Source organism: Paraburkholderia sediminicola (assembly GCF_046026855.1).
Lineage (GTDB): Bacteria > Pseudomonadota > Gammaproteobacteria > Burkholderiales > Burkholderiaceae > Paraburkholderia > Paraburkholderia sediminicola_A.
The window spans coordinates 14,233-32,907 of record NZ_JAQQET010000030.1 but is presented as its reverse complement, the minus strand read 5'-3'; the positions used below and the strand labels follow the sequence as shown (position 1 = coordinate 32,907).

The window sequence follows — 18,675 nt, the reverse complement described above, 5'->3', positions numbered from 1 at the left end:
ATGGTTGGTAAATTGTTGGTACGCGGGATGCTTGCAGGCATCGCCGCGGGATTGCTCACGTTCGGCTTCGCCAGATTGGTGGGCGAGCCGCAAGTCGATCAGGCGATCTCCTTCGAGGAAAAGGCCGATGCCGCCAAAGGCGAAGCGCCGGAACCCGAACTGGTGAGCCGCGATACGCAAGCGGGGCTGGGGCTGCTGACGGGTGTGGTGACGTATGGCGCAGCGTTCGGTGGGCTGTTCTCGCTGGTGTTCGCGTATGCGTACGGCCGCGTCGGCGCATTGAGTGCGCGCGCGTTGTCCGCATGGCTGGCGCTTGGCGCGTTTATCGCGTTGGTGATCGTCCCGAACATCAAATATCCGGCGAATCCACCCTCGGTGGGCGACCCCGAGACGATCGGGGCGCGCACCGGTTTGTTCTTCCTGATGATCGCGATCTCGCTAGTCGCACTGGTGTTCTCGCTGAAGGTGCGGCGCCGTGCGGCGCTGAAGCTGGGCGCGTGGAATGGCTCGATCGTGGCTGGCGTGGTGTTTGTCGTGATCATTGCTGCCGTGCAACTGTCGATGCCGACGATCAACGAAGTGCCGGCAGCTTTCCCGGCGGTGCTGTTGTGGAAATTCCGCGTCGCGGCAATCGGGATGCAGGTGATTATGTGGACGACCATTGGGCTGCTGTTCGGCGCCCTGATTGAGCGGAGCAAACTGTTGGCTCCCGCGACCGGTAGCGCGACGAAGTCCGCTTACCTTTGATGGCATAACACGGGCGCAACCGTCGTGACGGTTGCGCCGACGTGCAGCGCGCAAGAATATAAATACATCAAGCACTTGGCGCGTTTGGCAGGATGTTATCCACAGGCTTGCGAACATTTTCTGTGGACAAGTTCTCCGGTGGCATAACGATATGCGAATCGCTTGGTTGCCCGAAGCCGGGGCACATCCGACACTCACTCCAATCTCAAGCAAACCGAGCCTGGAGCCATGTCGACCCTATCAAGCCCGCGCCCATCATGGGCCACTCACTTCACGGCACTTCTGCTGCTCGCCGTATCGTCAATAACGACGGTCACCACGGCCATAGCAGCGCCACCTTCGGGCGATCCAATTCTGATCGGTGTGAGCGGTCCACTGACTGGCCAGAACGCTCAGTACGGCGCGCAATGGAAGGCTGGCTTCGATCTTGCATTGGATGAGATCAACAGCCATAACGGCATCAACGGCCGCCCGCTGAATTACGTCTTCGAGGACAGCCAGAGCGACCCACGCCAATCCATCACGATCGCGCAGAAATTCGTCAACGATCCGCGCATCCTGATCGAACTCGGTGACTTCTCCAGCCCGGCTTCCATGGCCGCCTCGCCGATTTATCAGCATGCCGGCCTTGTGCAGCTCGGCTTCACCAACTCGCATCCTGACTTCACCAAAGGTGGCGATTACATCTGGAGCCCGTCGGTCAGTCAGGCCGACGCGCAGCCGCTGCTCGCCGACCTCGCCGTGAAAACGCTCGGCCTCAAGCGCATTGCCGTGCTCTATCTGAACACCGATTGGGGGCGCACCAGCAAAGACGTCTTCGTCAAAGCCGCCAATGAACGTGGCGCGCAAGTCGTTGCGGCCGAGGGCTATCAGTCGGCCGAGAAAGATTTCCGCGCGACGCTGGTGCGGGTGAGCGCGGCGAATCCGGACGGCATCGTGCTGATTTCGTACTACTCCGACGGCGCGCAGATCGCCCGTCAGGCGAGGACGAGCGGCATCAACCTGCCGATCGCCGCGGCCAGTTCCGTGTATTCGCCCAAATTCCTCGAACTCGGTGGTGAGGCCGTCAATGGCGTGGCGACCAATACCAGTTTCTTTCCCGGTGAATCCGGGCCTGAAGTGCAGAGCTTCGTCAAACGCTTCGAAGCGAAATACCATCGCGAGCCGGACGCGTTCAACGCCTATGCGTACGACGCCGTCATCATTGCCGCCTACGCGCTGCGTGCCGGTGAACCTGATCGCAAAGCCGTGCGTGATGCGCTGCCGAAGCTGCATGATATTCCGAGCGTCGTGTTCGGCAAGGCTAATTTTGATCCGGCGACGCGCCGTGTGATCGGCGTGAAAAACATCAACGTGGTGGTGAAGAACGACAAGTGGGTCTTGCTTGAGAGCAAGGCAACGGTGGCGCAGAAATAGACATCCCGTCGTCCGTCGAACTATCCGATCATTCACGACATTTGCGCCATGAGCCTTTTACTCGATCACATCGTTATTCGCGTCCATGACCTGACGCAGACCATTGAAGATTTCACTGCACTCGGTTTTACCGTGCAGCAAGGCGGCACCCATGCCGATGGCGTGACACACAACGCGTTAATTGGTTTCGCCGATGGCAGTTACATCGAACTGATCGCTTTCTTGCAGGCGGCGCCGCAGCGTCGCTGGTGGGATGTGGGGCAGCGTCACGGCGATGGTTTTGTCGATTACGCGTTGTTGCCGTCGAGCGTGGGCGCCGTGATCGACGCCGCGCAAGGGCGTGGTTTGCAATACGACGGTCCGCAGGCGGGTGGGCGTGTGCGTCCGGATGGCGCGCGGCTCGAGTGGCAGACCGGCCGGCCGCGGACCAGTGATTTGCCATTCCTGTGCGGGGATATCACGCCGCGTGATCTGCGTGTGGCTGAAGGCGCGGTGCGTGAGCATACGAACGGCGTGCGAGGGGTGGCGAGTCTGACGGTCGCCGTGGAGGATCTGGGGGCGAGCTTGCAGCGGTATGGGGCGTTGCTCGGTGTGAGTGAGCGGGAAACGCGGGCGGTGGCTTTGCCGGGGCTGGGAGCGGTGTCGGCGACAGTGTCGGTTGGTGATGCGTCGATCGTGTTGTTGAGTCCCGTGCATGTTGATGCCGCGAACGTCACCACAGAGGGCGCGGCGTTGCGCCGGCAACTCGCCACGCGGGGGGAAGGGGTGTTTGGTGTTGCGCTGCGCGCCGCCGGTCACGCGGAGTCGCGGGTGCTTGACCGTAATCGCACGCATGGCGCTTGGTTCGAGATTGCTGCGGGGTGACGGAGGTGTTGTTCGGTGCGCAGTGTGAAGGAATGTATTCGCATCAATGGCTTGGGGAGGTTGTGGGGGTGTTATCCACAGCCTTGCGAACATTTTCTGTGGACAAGTTCACAAGCGCAACAATCCCCCGACCGCTATAGGCAAACAAAATCAAAACCCATCGCCGCCTAAGCGCTCCTACCCCGGAGCGCCCAATTGAATACCCGCCGCGTTTCCGCGGCCGGCTGCGTCAACCGATCAAACAACTGAACGACGGCGCCATCTAGCTGAGCCAGTGCCGGTGCCATCGCCGGATCGACATCAACGGCAGCAGTCGCCGACATACGCTCATCCAGCTCGCCAGGTGCAGAGCCCTCCGCCCCACGGCTATACCGCGCGATCAACGAATCCAGCCGTGCCACAATCGATTCCACATGCGCCGCACCGACATCCACCACATTGAGCGCCACATCTCCCGATGACGCGCCGCACCGCGAAGCATCACTCAACACCCGCGCCCAGTGCAAACAACACAGCAGCGAACCGGTGGCAAGTTCGACGCCGGGATTCCACACCACCACTCGCTGCGTCTGCAGCGGTTTCAGCGCGATCCGCAGATCATGCCAGGTGCGATCGAGTTTGCGCATGGCCGGGGCCGTCCCGGGCGTTTGAGCAGCGGAGCCTGCTTGTCGCACTACCTCGCGCAGTGCGACAAGCACAGCCCCAAGCCTTGCCTCAACATGCCGGGTCGCCGCAAGCGGCATCATCAAAATCGCGACCGCAAACGACACGAGACAACCGACCAGCACTTCTTCGATCCGCAACTCAACCAGCGGTCCCATCGCGAAGCCTAACTCGCCATACACGAGCCCAACGAGCACGGTAATGAAAAACACACCGGGGGCATACGCACTCAGGATGTAGTAAGCCCAACCGAACACGCACAGCACCATCGCAGCCACGAGCAGCAGGGGCGAGTTGTGCAGCGGGGCAACCAGCAGCACGCTGACTAGCGCGCCCGCCAGCGTCCCGGCGAGGCGTTGCGCGCCGCGATAAATCGTGTCAGCACGTGACCGTGTACCGAGAAACACCACGAACGTGGTGATGACTGCCCAGAACCAGCGCTCAGGAGACAGCGAGTGGCCAATCAGCATCGCGAGAAAAGCCGCGGTCGTGGCGCGCGTGGCGGGCAGCCAGCAGAGCTTTGCGCGCAAATCGGCAAACCGTTGCGCCAAGGAAATTGCGCTCGCATCGTCAGCTAGCAACGGCGAAGCGCGCTGCCCATGGCCGCGATGCGCAATCTCCTTGAGCCGGGCAATCGCGTGACGCAGCACGTCGGCACTTGCTTGCGGCGCGCCGCTATGTGCTGGCGCGGAAGCAAACGCATGCTGCCCAGCCGCGACTTCCACTTCGACAATTCGCTCGCGAATCGTCTCGGCATCCGGCGGATTCAGCAACGCCAGTTGTTCTTCAAGCGAGAGCGCGGCTTCGTTCAACGCTGAAAGATTCACTGCGCCCGGTGCGGCAAGTACACGCGATGCGCGCAACGTCACCGTGTGAATGGCGAGCCGGAAACTGACAGCCGCCCGCATCGGCACGATCACGCGGCCGACCAGCGCGACCATCAGCGGGCCGGATACGGACAGCAAGAGCGATTGCGCAAGATGGAAGGACGAAGGATGCAGGTACAGCCCAAGGTAGAAACACACCACGCCCAGCATCGCGCAACCTAGCGCGCGCGGACCGCATGCCTGGACCAGCATGCCGACGAACATCACGATCAGAAAACCCGCATCGCCAGCGAGCGGATAACGGCTCAGAACGGCAGCGACAGCGAAGCACGCGCAGGCGCAGAGATAAAGACAGAACAGTGTGCCGAACCACGCCGGCCGCCGCGCATCGCGCACGAACAGGGGCGCCACCATCGCAAAGAGGATGCCGGGTGCGGCGAGGGTAACCGGTTGGTGATGAAAGACGGTCCACGCGATGCTGGCAATGCCGGTTAGCAGGCAGGCAAGCGCAACGCGCAGCGCGGTATGGAGACGCACGAGTCCCGGATCCGTAACCAGCAGGCGGTCGGCGACGCGCGAAAACGCGGCAGCAATCATGATCGATGATATCCAGGCTAAATGGCCGCCACCGGCTTTTGGCCGATTGCGACAAGGCGGGCATGCGAGCCCGCCAGCTTCGTATCGTCGGAAGGGGCCGCCATGCCGGGATCACCGGTTGAAAGCCCCGTCCGACGACGGGCGATAACACTCGAACAGCCACGCTGGACGCGCTGCAAAGGGTGGCGCAGCGTGTCCAGCGGGTTCGGGTTTTCCCGAATGATACCGATTCAAAATTACCGTTGTCGAATTTTTGCGGCGGCGCAGCAGCGGCGCGGACGGGAGCGTGTGGCGTGTGGCGTGCGGCGTCCAACGGTCAGGCGTGCTGCACCGGTAAGGATGAAAGCCGCGCAGGATCCGTCCGTGGCTTGGCGGCGCGTCCCTCGAGGCCCGGCTGGCGCCGCGTCGAACTGAATCAAGTCGCGTCGTGAAATATCACTCCGAGCGTGTGCCGGTGGCCCGACCGCAGGCGGCTCACGCCATGTCGCAGATTCACGCGATACACGCCGCGCGTGCCTTGCACCGGCCGGTGATGAACCGCAAACACCACCGCGTCGCCCTTGCCGAGCGGCACGACTTCCGTGCGTGACTGCATCCGCGGACGCTGCTCCGTCATGACGAACTCGCCGCCGGTGAAATCCTCGCCCGGCTCGGACAGCAGAATCGCGACCTGAAGCGGGAAGACGTGCTCGCCGTATAGGTCCTGATGCAGGCAGTTGAAATCGTCCTTGGCGTATTGAAGAAGCAAGGGCGTCGGACGCAACTGACCGGCGGCGTGGCAGCGCTCGACGAATTCGCGGTGCGTGGCTGGATAACGGACATCGATATTCATCGCTTCATTCCAGCGATTCGCGACTGGCGCGAGGCGCGGGTAAAGCTCCATGCGCAATTGCGCAACCAGCTGCGGCAGCGGATAAGCAAAGTACTTGTATTCACCGCGGCCAAAACCATGCCGCGCCATCACGACGCGGCTGCGATACAGGTCTTCGCGTGGATAGAGTGCGGACAGCGCGTCGCATTCCTGCGCACGGAGCAGATTGGGCAGCATCATGCAGCCGTAGCTGTTCAGTTCTTCTTCGACATCGAACCAGTCGATTGCGCCGACACGTCGCGTAAGCGAGCCGGTGACGGTGCCCGAGTCTGCCTCCGATACCTCGCCGTGCTTCAGTTTGGGCGTGAATCCCAGTTCCAGTTCCAACTCCGTCGAGTGCGAGTGCCTATCCTTCGCGACCGTATTCATGAGTATTCTCCGTCAGGCGATTCATCGAACGATGACTGAGTGTAAGCACGCGCCGAAGGCCACGCACTCCGACTCTTGCTCTTCAATTCCCGCATCGTTATGGCCGCGTCGCTCGCACCCGCCGCGCGGGCGTCCTGGGCGTCTTAAGCAAAAGAAAGCGCCTGATTCGAAAATGCAAACTTCGCGGAACGCCCCGCGAGGTTCATAGTAGTGCCCTATTTAGCCCCATAGACGCATTCGGAGATTTTGCCCATGTTTGCCTCCGCAGAGAAACTCGACGACTGGCTCAACAAAGAAACGGTGACCGAAGATGACATCACCGCTTTTCCGCTGACGGCAATGGCCGCCACCCTGGACCGGGAAGAACGTGGCGATACGGTGCCACCGCTCTGGCACTGGCTGTACTTTCTGCCGATTGGGCCGCTGTCCGATGCCGGTCCGGACGGTCATCCGAAGCGCGGTGACTTTCTGCCGCCGGTGCCGCTACCGCGCCGCATGTGGGCCGGTGGCCGCCTGACGTTCCACACGCCGCTCAAAGTCGGCGAGCATGCGAAACGCACGTCGACCATCGCCAATATCGAAGACAAGACCGGCCGCTCGGGCCGTCTCGTGTTCGTGACGGTACAGCACACGATCGAAGCTGGCGGTGAACTGAAGCTCGAAGAAGAGCACGACATTGTCTACCGCGACGCGCCGCAAGAGGGTGGCCGCCCGCCGCAATCGGCGCCAGCGCCGGAGGGCGAAACGTGGCGCCGCACCGTCGATGCGGATGCCGTGATGTTGTTCCGCTACTCCGCGTTGACCTTCAACAGTCATCGCATCCATTACGACTACCCGTACGTGACCGAGGTGGAAGGCTATCCCGGTTTGATCGTGCACGGCCCGTTGATCGCGACGCTTCTGGTTGATCTGGTGCGCCGTGAGCAACCGGATGCAACGCTGCAAAGCTTCGCGTTCAAGGCAGTGCGGCCGACTTTCGCGGGGCAGCCTTTCACGGTATGTGGCAAACCTTCTGCCGACGGGAAGACCATCGACCTGTGGGCCAAAGACCACGAAGGTTATCTGACCATGCGTGGTACGGCGGCGCTCGGCTGAGCTTCAGGAGATTTGATTATGTGAATCACGCGGCAGATTCGTTTCAGGATATTCGCGAAGTGGCGCGCGATCCATGCCAGCACTTTTTCGGCGAGTATTTTCGCGAGATCGACGAAACCCGCGGCTGTCCAAAAGAATTCGTCGATGCACTTCCCAAAGCCGGCTGGTATCTCACCGGAGGTTAACCCGATTGCTTCCCATACTCCGTCATCGTAGCTGGCTTTGCCTTCGGCGGATTCGGGAGGCTCTGCTGTGGCGCGTTCTGCCTGGTCGCTTCTGCCGTCGCGTCAACCAGTTGCAATGCGCTGCCCTGCACCTCGATCTTCACTGGATCAGTCTTCTTCCATAGCTTTTTGGGAACGACCAGCTTCCAGGTCGAATCCATGTCAGCGCTCCGGAAAAACGCGACGACGCCGACATACTCCGCGTCGCTGTTCATCGGTTCGCTGATGCTTGCGCTGGCGTCTGGGCGTAGCACTACGTCCGTTGTTGCCAGCAGGTCTGCCTTAAGCGCCTCGACGTCATTCGTTTGCAGTTGCATATAGCCAAGTTGCTTGAATGTTTGCGGCGTTTTCAGTTGATAGATCCGCACCACGGTCGACAACGATTGCCCGGCGCCGTTTGGGTTTAATGACGACCGGCTGACAAGATCGACATTCATCATCTTGACCTGCGTCGTGAACGCCCATTTCGCTGCATCCACCGTGCTGTCTTTCATAGCCTGTCCTACTCCGCAACCTGCGACGGCAAAGATGGCCAACGCCGCGGTGCCGATTCGAAGTACTCGCATCATTCTGTTGATCCTTTTTCGTGTTCCGCGATTCGTAAATCGCTGTATCAGTGCGTTCGGTGCTGTTGAGCAGGACATCGGGCGCTGCCTCCTGCCCACACGCCCAGTTGCACTCGTGTAACCGGGCAAGGCTGCTCCGGAATGCGAGGCTGTGGTAGTTGGGTCGTGTAACCGAGGCTGACCTGATCCGAATTCAGCGCCTGTGCGGGCATCAATTCGGGACTCACATGCATTTCGAGTTGTGCCCGCGCTTCGTAACCCAGGTAAAAACGAAGCAACGCCATTACCTCACTATGATTTTCCCGACCCGGCATCAACCCGAGTACCGACTCGCGTGTTTGTGGTCTGATGACGATCCGCACCGCGTTGGCGCAGTCGTAAAAGCCATGGCCAAGCAGGCATGCCTCACCGAGCGGAGTCTGCGGGTAACCTGCCGCGCTGATCCACACCGGGTAGAACTCCTCCACGGTAATTCGTGCATCGGGCACCGCGTGTTGCAACACGCCAATCAGACCTTCGGCAGTGCGCGTCTTCTGGCTTGCGAGTCCCAGCATCGACAGCAGCTTGCGCGTGCCCACGACAGCAGGAAGTTCCTGCAGAACGACCCCGGCGAGTTCAGGTGAAGTGATGCCGAGGCCGACGAAGCTCAGCAGATAGCGCGAAATTTCATCTGCTCCGCTTTTCCTGAAGCCAGCGGGATACCGATACTTGCGCCACACACGGTAATACTGCGTGAGCACCCGATGATGGAAGATGTCGAGGAATGCCGACATCGATTCAGCCCCCTCGCGATTTTGCGCAATCTCGTCGACAAAGTACGACGGCATACGGGCGTCGACACCGTACAGTCCAAGAAAAGTCGTGCGTATGTCGGGAGGTATCCCGGGATTATCAAGGTCGTATTCAACCGCATCGATTTCGCGGTTTGGAAAACCGAGTCGAGCACGCGAGCGAAAGCGAACCGGCTCAGACCCCGGCGAATCGGTCGTGCCGATGGGCGGCTGATCGGGTGCGGCAAGTTCGATCAGCTCGCAGAAGCGGAAGAAATTCATTTGCGTCGCGTCGGCGAGCAGTGCAGGCAGCAGCGGCCGGTCGGCGTAGTTAGTCAATTCCAACGCGAGCGCTTGCTTCGCTCCCCTGCGTTGCGGGCCGTTCAAAACGGTGCCCCTTCGCCTTTCGTATCAGGCCATTCGATTCTGCGGCCAGTTGGCTGTGACACGACCACCAGCTTCGTGAACAGGTTCAAAGTCGCGTACAGCGCAAGAAAGCGGTTCAGCATCCCGCTGAACAGTTCGATATCGCCGTCGCCGGCGAATGCGGCGCTGTCCAGTGTCACCTCGATCTCGACGCCACGTTGCAACCCGCCCTTGACAAGTTTTTGAAGCAGTCGGTGTTGTACGTCGGTGATTGCGTCAATTCTGCGCTTGTTCAGTTCACCGTCGGTCCAGTCATACAGGGCAAGACTCCCGCGCAAGATTTCCGCGTTTAGCAGCGACAGGTAGTTCGGCGCCAGATGTGACAGCACGCGCCATTGGAAACGGTCGCCGGTTGGTGGATACACGGGCAGAGTCGGCGCAGTCAGGTTGCGCACCGCGCCGATATTGGTGAAGCCGCCGCGCATACGGTTGATGCCTGCGTCGCGCAAGCCTTTTCGCGGCAACATGCCATTCGTGCCGGTGACGGATAGCGATAGCGTTTCCTGCGGTAGCGTGTCCTGGTGTTCCCACGCGTGGCCGCCCAGGACGATCCAGGTGTCGAAGCGGCCGGATGGGCCGCGTCGCGTACGCGTATGGAAATACCGTTCCGGCATTTCATGGCGCAGCATGCCGCCGCGATGACGGAACGCGGCGAATGGCGCATATTCGAAGCGCTGGCCAGTATCCGCCTCGAAACCTCGCACGTTATCGACCGAATACACGTCGACGTGATCGCCCCGTTGTTCAAGCGCGTGTACACGATATTCCGTCTCATGCTGCGATGCCGTAATCGGATCCGCTTCGAGCGCGAAGAGATTGATGATCGGTGTGCAGTAGAGGCGCACGTTGTCGGCGGAGAAGCGCATGTCGTCCGGATATGGTTTCGCCAGTACCACTTCGACGTCGAAGTATTCAGCGGCCTGAGGGATCATCTGCATGTCGAGACCGAGGAGGTCTACGAACATGAATTTTTCCGGGAAGGTGAAATATTCAAGCAGCAGTTGGTACCTTTACAAGGCGGTGACAAGTGGTCAGACGCTCAAGTCAATCGAGATCAAGTGGTACAAGATTGATGACGCGGGTAAGGAAAAAGAATACTTCAACACGAAGCTCGACAACGTGAAGGTCGTAGCGGTCAAGCCGAAGATGCTGGATATCAAGAACCCGGCCTACGAAAAGCACAATCATCTGGAAGACGTCGAACTGCGCTACGAGAAAATCACGTGGTCGTATAAGGACGGCAACATCATCCACGCCGATAGCTGGAACGAACGTTCGTAGAAGGGACGAGTCACGGTGCCTCTTCACTTCTCCCGCGGGGGCACCGTCTTTAACGCACGTACCGTCCTCAATCCGGTTCGTGCGATTTTTATCTATATCGCTCCTGCTATCCATTGCCATGACTGTCCGAGACCCTTCTCAATTTCTGCGCCGCCTCAACGATCATTGCACCCGCTCGCTTGCCGAGGCGGCCAGCCTGTGCGAAATGCGCGCTCATCGCGATATTGAAATTGAACACTGGTTGATCAAGCTGCTGGAGTTGGGCGAAGGCGACCTCGTGGCGATCGTGCGCCGTTATGAACTCGACGCGGACGGCATCTGGAACGGCTTGCTCAGCGCGATCGACCGGCTTCCGGGCGAGTTGCGCGGCAAACCAGGTCTCTCCCGTCGGCTCGGACAATTGCTGGAAGCGGCGTGGATGTACGCCTCGCTTGATGCTCGTGCCACCTCGATCCGCTCGGCGCACCTGCTGGCCGCGCTCGCTGACGCTCCCCATCTGTTACGCGCGCCGGACGCGTGGCCGTTGCTCTCCGTGTCGGCTGCGCAGATCGGACGCTTGATGCCTGCACTCGACAGGATGTCGGTGGAAGCAGCGGGCGCATCTATACAGCCAGACGGCGATGCCGATACTGCGTCTGAGCGCCCGAGTAGAGCGCCTGATAATGCCGCGGTCGGCTGCGCCACGGACGAAACCGCATTTCACGCCGACTTCAGCGATCAACCCTCATTGCCGGTAGCCAGGTCGCGCGCACCCTTTCCCGGGCAGCCGGGATCTGACGCGCTGCAACGCTTCACCGTCGACATCACTCAGAAAGCGCGCGACGGCAGAATCGATCCGGTTTTCGGCCGGGATGTGGAAATCCGGCAGATGGTCGATATTCTTGCACGGCGCCGTAAGAACAATCCGATCCTCGTCGGCGAACCGGGTGTCGGCAAGACTGCGCTGGTCGAAGGGCTCGCGCTGAAGATCGCTGAAGGTGACGTGCCGGCGGTGATCCGCGAAGTCAGCGTGCTAACGCTCGACCTCGGTCTGCTGCAGGCTGGCGCCGGCGTCAAAGGCGAATTCGAGCAGCGGCTGAGGAATGTGATCGACGCTATACAACGGTCGCCAACACCGATCCTGCTGTTCATCGACGAAGCGCATACGCTGATCGGCGCGGGCAACACCGCAGGCGGCGCAGATGCTGCGAACCTGCTCAAGCCGGCGCTGGCGCGCGGCGAACTGCGCACGATTGCCGCAACCACCTGGTCCGAATACAAGCAGTACTTCGAGCGCGACGCTGCACTCGAACGGCGTTTCCAGGTGGTCAAGGTGGATGAGCCCGACGATAACAATGCATGCCTGATGCTGCGCGGCCTGAAGGAGCGTTACGCGAAGCACCACGGCGTGCACATCACCGACGCGGCGGTTTCCGCCGCGGTGCGTCTCTCGCGTCGCTATCTGACCGGCCGTCAGTTGCCGGACAAGGCTGTCGATCTGCTCGATACTGCTGCGGCGCGCGTCCGTATGAGTTCGGAAACCACGCCCATCGCGATCTCCGCCTGTCACGCCGAACAGGCTGCGCTCCAGGTCGAACGCAGTGCGTTAGTCGAGGATCATGTCGCCACGTCCGTGGATGTCGGCGAACGGCTGGTCGCGATCGACATTCGCCTCGCCAATCTCAAGGTCGAACTCGATGCGCTTGAATCCACGTTCGCCGAACAGAAAGACGCCGTTGCCACGCTGCAAAAACTGCGTGAACAATGGCACGCGGCAGCGGAAGAAAGCGCACGTTGCGACTTGCAACAATCTATTCGCGCCGCCCATGAAGTACTGGCCAGACACGGCGCCGACGCGTTGATTCAAGCGGAAGTGGACGAAGCGGCCGTTGCCCGCGTGATCGCCGATTGGACCGGCGTGCCGGTCGGCAGTTTGCTGGAAGACGAACTCGCGACGCTGCTCGAGATCGAGACGCGCCTCGGCCGTGTCGTAGTTGGTCAGGATGGCGCTCTCGCCGCGCTTGGCAAGAGTCTGCGTGCCGCCAAAACTGGCCTCACGTCTGACGAAGCGCCGCTTGGCGTGTTTTTGCTGGTTGGTCCGTCTGGCGTGGGCAAGACGGAAACGGCCCGCGTGCTGGCCGACCTGATGTTCGGCGGGGAACGTGCGCTGATCACAATCAACCTGTCCGAATACAAGGAAGCACACACGGTCTCGCAATTGAAGGGCTCTCCGCCGGGTTATGTCGGATACGGAGTGGGGGGCGTATTGACGGAAGCCGTGCGCCAGCGCCCGTACAGCGTGGTTCTGCTGGACGAGGTCGAAAAGGCGCACCGTGACGTGCTGAACCTGTTCTATCAGTTGTTCGACCGTGGCTTGATGCGCGATGGTGAAGGCCGCGTGATCGACTTCCGCAATACGGTGATTCTGATGACGTCGAACCTTGGCAGCGAACAGATCATGGCCGCGACGGAGGCTGTCGCGGAGGCCGGCGACATTACTACTTCGATGCTGATGGAAACGATTCGGCCGCTCCTGATCGAGCACTTCCAGCCGGCGCTGCTCGCGCGTTTCCAGACCGTCGTGTACCGGCCGCTTTCAGCCGGGGCGCTGGCGTCGATCGTGCGAATGAAACTCGACAAGGTGGCACATCGCATCGAGCGCCGGTTTGGCGTACCGCTCGTATGTGATGACTCGCTGGTACGCGAACTTGTGCGCGCGTGCCAATTACCTGACTCCGGCGCGCGCAATATTGACAGTCTGCTCGATCAGCAGATTCTGCCGGTCCTGTCGCGCGAATTGCTCATACGCGTGGCCGCGCGGCAATTGCCATGCGAAATTACGCTGTCGTTCACCGAGGAAGGTGGCATTGCGGTGAACTTTGACAGCACGACTGAGGCAGCGGTATGACCCGCGGTGGGCCGGGTCTCTTCGAGGCGGTGACGGGTCATTTTGCCAACGGCGCTGCCGTCGCTGATTTCGATGCCGCGACTCAGACCTTCCTGTCCGTGCAGGACAATATCCAACGTATCCTGAACAGCCGTCGCAACGGGCTCGCGCACCTTCCCGATTACGGACTCGACGACTTATCGGAAATCTATCGCCATTTGCCGTCGTCTGCGCACAAGCTCAGAGGTGCGATCGAGGCGACGCTACTGAAGTACGAGCCACGCCTGGAATCGATCGACATCGATATCGAAGACACCGAACCGGGCATGTTGCTGAGTTTCACGATGGAGTGTCATCTGCGTCAGGCAGGGCTGGTTCGCTTCGGCACGCACTTCACGCCCGATGGGCAGACGCGACTCAAGATGCTGCAGGCCGATCATGACCGCGACTAACGGGGCGGCGTGTCCGGATTGCGTCGGCCTTCGGCGAACTGCTACCCAAGCCCAAGCTGGCACCAATAATTTCCAATAAGAAACGAACGCACAAGCTACACTGCGTTGCCCCGCCATCAGCAGCAGCCGCCCACGGCACCGCCCAACGCCACGCCACTCCTGCCTTGCATCAAGCTCACAAGCCCATCCAGCCCGGTCCGCCGCCCGGCCCCGGGCAAATACCCTTGCCGCCACAAAATCCCGCGTGTATAGTTTCCGAACTTACTCTTGTTTCGTATCGGAAATTAAAGGGATTCTCATGGACGCTTCCACCATCCTCGCCGACCTCGGCATCGCCCACGCGGCGCAAGCCGGCGACATCGCGGTTCATTCACCGATTACCGGCGAACTCATCGGCCGCGTGGCCAGCAACACGGTGGCGGAAGTCGACGTGGCCCTCGGCAATGCGAAAGAGGCGTACACGGCATGGCGCAACGTCCCGGCGCCGCGCCGCGGCGAACTGGTGCGCCTGCTCGGCAATCGTCTGCGTGAAAAGAAGCAGGCGCTTGGCAGCATCATCACGCTTGAAACCGGCAAGATCCTGCAGGAAGGCATGGGCGAAGTGCAGGAAATGATCGACATCTGCGACTTCGCGGTCGGTCTGTCGCGCCAGTTGTATGGCCTAACGATCGCTTCGGAACGCCCGGGCCATCGTATGGCTGAAACGTGGCATCCGATGGGTACGTGCGTCGTGATCTCGGCGTTCAACTTCCCGGCGGCGGTGTGGTCGTGGAATGCAGCGCTGGCGCTGGTATGCGGGAACGCGGTGATCTGGAAGCCGTCGGAAAAGACGCCGTTGACCGCGCTCGCCGTCAACCAGATTCTCAGCGAGGCACTGAAAGAATTCGGCGACGCGCCGGCAGGGCTCACCGCGCTGATCAACGGTGGCCGCGACGTCGGCGCGAAGCTGGTGGCCGACCCGCGTGCATCGATCGTCAGCGCGACGGGCAGCACGGAAATGGGCCGCACGGTCGGCGTTGAAGTGGCGAAGCGCTTCGGCCGCTCGCTGCTCGAACTCGGCGGCAACAACGCGGGTATCGTCGCGCAAACCGCGGATCACGAGCTCGCGATGCGCGGCATCCTGTTCTCGGCGGTGGGTACGGCGGGGCAGCGTTGCACATCGCTGCGACGTCTGTTCGTGCACGAGAGCGTGTATGACAAGACCATCGAGCGTCTGAAGCAGTTGTACAGCAAGGTGCCGATCGGCAATCCGCTCGAAAAGGGCACACTGATGGGTCCGCTGATCGACAAGCAATCGTACGCTCGCATGCAGGAAGCGCTGCAGCAGGCCACGGCCGAAGGCGGCAAGGTGTTCGGTGGCGACCGTGTCGAGGTAAAGGGCCATGAAGGCGGGTACTACGTGCGTCCGGCCATCGTCGAAATGCCGTCGCAAACGGAGGTGGTGCTGAAGGAAACCTTCGCCCCGATTCTGTATGTGTTGCGCTATTCAGATTTCGCGGATGCGGTTGGGGCGAACAATGCGGCAGTGCACGGTTTGTCGTCGTGCGTGTTCACGACCGATCTGCGCGAAGCTGAACGCTTCCTGTCCGACTCGGGTAGCGACTGCGGTATCGCTAACGTGAACATCGGACCGAGCGGCGCGGAAATCGGCGGCGCGTTCGGCGGCGAGAAGGAAACCGGCGGCGGTCGTGAGTCGGGTTCGGATGCGTGGAAGGCCTATATGCGCCGCGCGACAAACACGGTCAATTATTCATCGGCGTTGCCGCTCGCGCAGGGCATTGATTTCAATATCGGCTGATCCGGTAAGTAGCAACACAGTAAAAAACAATAAAGCGGTAGGACACTCAGCAGAAAACAGCGGCGCGTTCATGCGCCGCTGTTCACAACCTCTCTCAGCAATCCGTTTGCGCCGCCCGCCGTTTCAGAGCGGCTGCGCTACTCGTGGAGTAAGACGTGAATTCCAAGGTCGTGATCGTCGGCGGTGGGGTGATCGGCAGCTCGATTGCGTATTTTCTGCGGCTGTCCGATCCGACGGTCAGCGTCACGGTCATCGAACGCGATCCAACTTATGCGCGTTCGTCGTCCGCATTGTCGGCGGCATCCATTCGCCAGCAATTCTCTACGCCGCTTTCAATTCAGATGTCGCTATTCGGCATCGAGTTTCTGCGCTCGATCGGCGAGCGGCTCGAAATCGACGGCGCGAAACCGTCGATCGATCTGCACGAAGGTGGCTATCTCTTTCTCGCCACACCCGCCGGTGAGGCGACGCTGCGCGAGAATCACGCACTGCAAAAGAGTCTCGGCGCCGATATCAGTTTGCTCGACAAAGGTGCGTTGCAAGCGCGCTTTCCCTGGCTCAATACGGAAGACCTCGTTGCCGGCGCTTATGGCGAAAGCGGTGAGGGCTGGTTCGACGGCTATGGTTTGGTGCAGGCGCTGCGCAAGAAAGCGCAGGCACTTGGCGCGCACTATGTTGCCGCCGACGTCGCCGCGCTGCATCGCCAAGGCAAACATGTCACGCAAGTTCAAACCGCGAATGGCGAGGTCTACGCCTGCGACGTGGTGGTGAACGCTGCGGGTGCCTGGTCGCGCAAAGTCGCGCAGATGGTCGGCATCGACATTCCGGTATTTGCACGACGGCGAAGTATCTTCAACGTCACGTCGCCCGCGCGGCTCGACCATTGTCCCTTGCTGATCGATCCGAGCGGCGTGTATTTCCGGCCCGAAGGCAAATCGTTCATCTGCGGTACGTCACCGTCAGCGGATAACGATCCCGACGATTTGCCGCTCGATGAAGTCGATCACGCACTATTCGACGACGTGATCTGGCCGACGCTCGCGCACCGCGTGCCGCAATTCGAAGCGTTGCGCGTGCAGAATTGTTGGTCAGGCTATTACGAATACAACGTGCTCGATCAGAACGCGATCATCGGTTATCACCCTAGCGTCGATAACTGCATTTTTGCCAATGGGTTTAGCGGGCACGGTCTGCAGCAGGGCCCGGCAACCGGTCGGGGCATCAGCGAATTGATTCTGCATGGCCGCTATACGACGCTTGATCTTGGTTCGCTGAGCTTCGCTCGTGTGCTCGAAAACCGGCCGATCGTGGAGAAGAACGTGGTTTAGCCGGTGCGTTGGAGGTGATGCGGAAAACGCAATATGTAGTGCATAGATATCGTTTGCCGCCCAACCCGACGATCGCCACAATCGATGCCGATCTTCCATCGACAAGATAAGCGGCCTGCCACTATGTTCACGTTCAACCCCGCATTCGAAGCGCCGGCTGGTTCGCCGATTCGAGAGCTGTTCAAGTATCTGGCGCAGCCCGGCATGATTTCGTTTGCCGGCGGCTATCCGGCAAGCGACCTGTTCGACCGCGAAGGTCTCGACGCGGCCGCGGCGCGTGCGTCGCAGCAGGCTACGCTCTGTCTGCAATATGGTCCGACGGATGGCCTGCCCGTCCTCAAGGAACAACTCGCGCACCTGATGACACGGCGCGGTACGCCCTGTACGCCGCAGGCATTGCTCGTCACGACCGGTTCGCAGCAAGGCTTCGATCTACTGCTGCGCGTGATGGTCGCGCCTGGCGACGTGGTGCTGGTCGAGCAACCCGCTTATCCGGCGACGTTGCAGGCGCTGAAGTTGCAGGAGGCCGATGTCGTGACCGTGCCTGTCGATCAGGACGGGCTCGATGTCGCCGCGCTCGCCGCGTTGCTCGAAGCGGGCACATTAGCGCGGCCGCCGAAGCTGCTCTACACCGTACCGACCTTTGCTAATCCGACTGGCGCAACCTTGTCGCACGACCGCCGTATGGCGTTGTTGAGGCTGGCGGCGCGTCACCATTTTCTGATCGTCGAAGACGATCCCTATGGCGACCTGCGTTTCAGTGGCGCGGCGTTACCGTCGCTGCTCGCGTTGAGCGATCAGGTGCCCGGTTCACGCGACTGGGTTGTCCATTTTTCGAGTTTGTCGAAGATCGTCGCGCCGGGTTTACGGGTCGGCTGGATGGTTGCGCATGCCGAAATCTTGCGCCGTTGCGTGGTCGCCAAGCAAACGGTCGACCTGTGCAGTTCACCCTGGGCCCAGGTGATTGCCGCCGAATACCTGGCGAGCGGTGCGCTGGAGCGTCATCTGCCGCGAATCATCGACGCCTACGCTGGGAAGTGCCGCGCGCTATGCGACGCGCTCGATGAGCGTTTGGGTCGTGCCATCGCGTTTCATCGTCCTGCCGGCGGCATGTTCGTGTGGGCGCGATTGACAGGTGGACAGAACGCGTCCGATTATCTGCATGCCTGTATCGAGCGCAACGTCATGTTCGTACCGGGCGTCGCATTCTATAAAGACAATATCGATCTGACGGCACTGCGCCTGTCATTTGCCGCGCCCGGTGTAGCCGAAATCGAAACCGGTGTGCAGAGAATGAAGCAGGCGCTCGCACTCTTTTGACGACAGCTAACTCGGCTAACGCGGTATTGGTGGCAAAACTGTAAGAACAGTGCTTGAAATAACCCGGTGAGCACGAACTGCGCAACCGCGGTTTTTTATGCAGATGCTAAATCGCGGAGATTTAGGATAAACATCCCAGTCCGCTAAAGCGGCGTAAGGTCGCCGCGGCCGGACAGCGCTCGACAGCCTTCCCTG

Annotated in this window: 14 protein-coding genes and 2 pseudogenes; 11 read left to right on the top strand and 5 right to left on the bottom strand. The window is 60.7% G+C overall.

Annotation, left to right across the window (positions count from 1 at the left end; all coding sequences use genetic code 11):
* The 3 genes from PQR40_RS28105 to PQR40_RS28095 all read left to right on the top strand — a co-directional run bounded on the left by PQR40_RS28105 (position 1) and on the right by PQR40_RS28095 (position 3,027).
* A complete protein-coding gene (locus PQR40_RS28105; protein WP_408510296.1) occupies positions 1–747 on the top strand; it encodes a CbtA family protein in 747 nt (248 codons plus the stop codon).
* Between the two features lie 228 nt (positions 748–975).
* The gene (locus tag PQR40_RS28100) at positions 976–2,163 is read left to right on the top strand and encodes an ABC transporter substrate-binding protein (protein ID WP_408510295.1); all 1,188 of its coding nucleotides are present in this window, start codon (positions 976–978) and stop codon (positions 2,161–2,163) included.
* 48 nt (positions 2,164–2,211) lie between these two features.
* Positions 2,212–3,027: a VOC family protein gene (locus PQR40_RS28095; RefSeq protein ID WP_408510294.1), complete on the top strand. Its 816-nt coding sequence runs from the start codon at positions 2,212–2,214 to the stop codon at positions 3,025–3,027.
* Positions 3,028–3,194: 167 nt separating this feature from the next.
* On the opposite strand, the gene PQR40_RS28090 is transcribed toward PQR40_RS28095, so the two are convergent.
* Positions 3,195–5,114, bottom strand: coding sequence for an FUSC family protein (locus PQR40_RS28090; RefSeq protein ID WP_408510293.1), 1,920 nt, complete (start codon positions 5,112–5,114; stop codon positions 3,195–3,197).
* Positions 5,115–5,529: 415 nt separating this feature from the next.
* Positions 5,530–6,354, bottom strand: a complete 825-nt coding sequence (locus tag PQR40_RS28085; RefSeq protein WP_408510292.1) for a 2OG-Fe(II) oxygenase — start codon at positions 6,352–6,354, stop codon at positions 5,530–5,532.
* Between the two features lie 252 nt (positions 6,355–6,606).
* Here PQR40_RS28085 and PQR40_RS28080 point away from each other — a divergent pair, with 252 nt between their 5' ends.
* Together PQR40_RS28080 and PQR40_RS28075 are read left to right on the top strand one after the other, a co-directional pair.
* Positions 6,607–7,449 carry an HTD2 family dehydratase gene (locus tag PQR40_RS28080; protein ID WP_408510291.1) on the top strand — a complete coding sequence of 281 codons (843 nt, stop codon included), beginning with the start codon at positions 6,607–6,609 and terminating at the stop codon, positions 7,447–7,449.
* A gap of 20 nt (positions 7,450–7,469) precedes the next feature.
* The gene (locus tag PQR40_RS28075) at positions 7,470–7,634 is read left to right on the top strand and encodes a hypothetical protein (RefSeq protein WP_408510290.1); all 165 of its coding nucleotides are present in this window, start codon (positions 7,470–7,472) and stop codon (positions 7,632–7,634) included.
* Here the strand turns inward: PQR40_RS28075 and tssJ are convergent.
* The 3 genes and pseudogenes from tssJ to tssF form a co-directional block, all read right to left on the bottom strand.
* Positions 7,631–8,242 carry a type VI secretion system lipoprotein TssJ gene (gene tssJ / locus PQR40_RS28070; protein ID WP_408510327.1) on the bottom strand — a complete coding sequence of 204 codons (612 nt, stop codon included), beginning with the start codon at positions 8,240–8,242 and terminating at the stop codon, positions 7,631–7,633. The genes PQR40_RS28075 and tssJ overlap by 4 nt on opposite strands.
* Before the next feature lie 44 nt (positions 8,243–8,286).
* Positions 8,287–9,291 carry a type VI secretion system baseplate subunit TssG gene (tssG, locus tag PQR40_RS28065; protein ID WP_408510326.1) on the bottom strand — a complete coding sequence of 335 codons (1,005 nt, stop codon included), beginning with the start codon at positions 9,289–9,291 and terminating at the stop codon, positions 8,287–8,289.
* 101 nt (positions 9,292–9,392) lie between these two features.
* Positions 9,393–10,442: pseudogene (gene tssF / locus PQR40_RS28060) on the bottom strand (type VI secretion system baseplate subunit TssF); the annotation flags it as partial.
* Here tssF and tssD point away from each other — a divergent pair.
* The 6 genes and pseudogenes from tssD to PQR40_RS28030 all read left to right on the top strand — a co-directional run.
* Positions 10,429–10,716, top strand: a pseudogene (tssD, locus tag PQR40_RS28055) (type VI secretion system tube protein TssD); the annotation flags it as partial. The pseudogenes tssF and tssD overlap by 14 nt on opposite strands.
* Positions 10,717–10,834: 118 nt before the next feature.
* Complete coding sequence (tssH, locus tag PQR40_RS28050; RefSeq protein ID WP_408510289.1) at positions 10,835–13,603, top strand: type VI secretion system ATPase TssH; 2,769 nt, start codon at positions 10,835–10,837, stop codon at positions 13,601–13,603.
* Complete coding sequence (gene tssE / locus PQR40_RS28045; RefSeq protein WP_408238543.1) at positions 13,600–14,034, top strand: type VI secretion system baseplate subunit TssE; 435 nt, start codon at positions 13,600–13,602, stop codon at positions 14,032–14,034. The genes tssH and tssE overlap by 4 nt, the downstream gene beginning before the upstream one ends.
* Positions 14,035–14,332: 298 nt before the next feature.
* Positions 14,333–15,832 carry an L-piperidine-6-carboxylate dehydrogenase gene (gene amaB / locus PQR40_RS28040; protein WP_408238540.1) on the top strand — a complete coding sequence of 500 codons (1,500 nt, stop codon included), beginning with the start codon at positions 14,333–14,335 and terminating at the stop codon, positions 15,830–15,832.
* A gap of 155 nt (positions 15,833–15,987) precedes the next feature.
* The gene (locus PQR40_RS28035; protein ID WP_408238537.1) at positions 15,988–17,160 is read left to right on the top strand and encodes an NAD(P)/FAD-dependent oxidoreductase; all 1,173 of its coding nucleotides are present in this window, start codon (positions 15,988–15,990) and stop codon (positions 17,158–17,160) included.
* Positions 17,161–17,283: 123 nt separating this feature from the next.
* Entirely contained in the window at positions 17,284–18,480 is a 1,197-nt protein-coding gene (locus PQR40_RS28030; RefSeq protein ID WP_408393142.1) for an aminotransferase-like domain-containing protein, read from the top strand.
* The last annotated feature ends 195 nt before the right edge of the window (positions 18,481–18,675 follow it).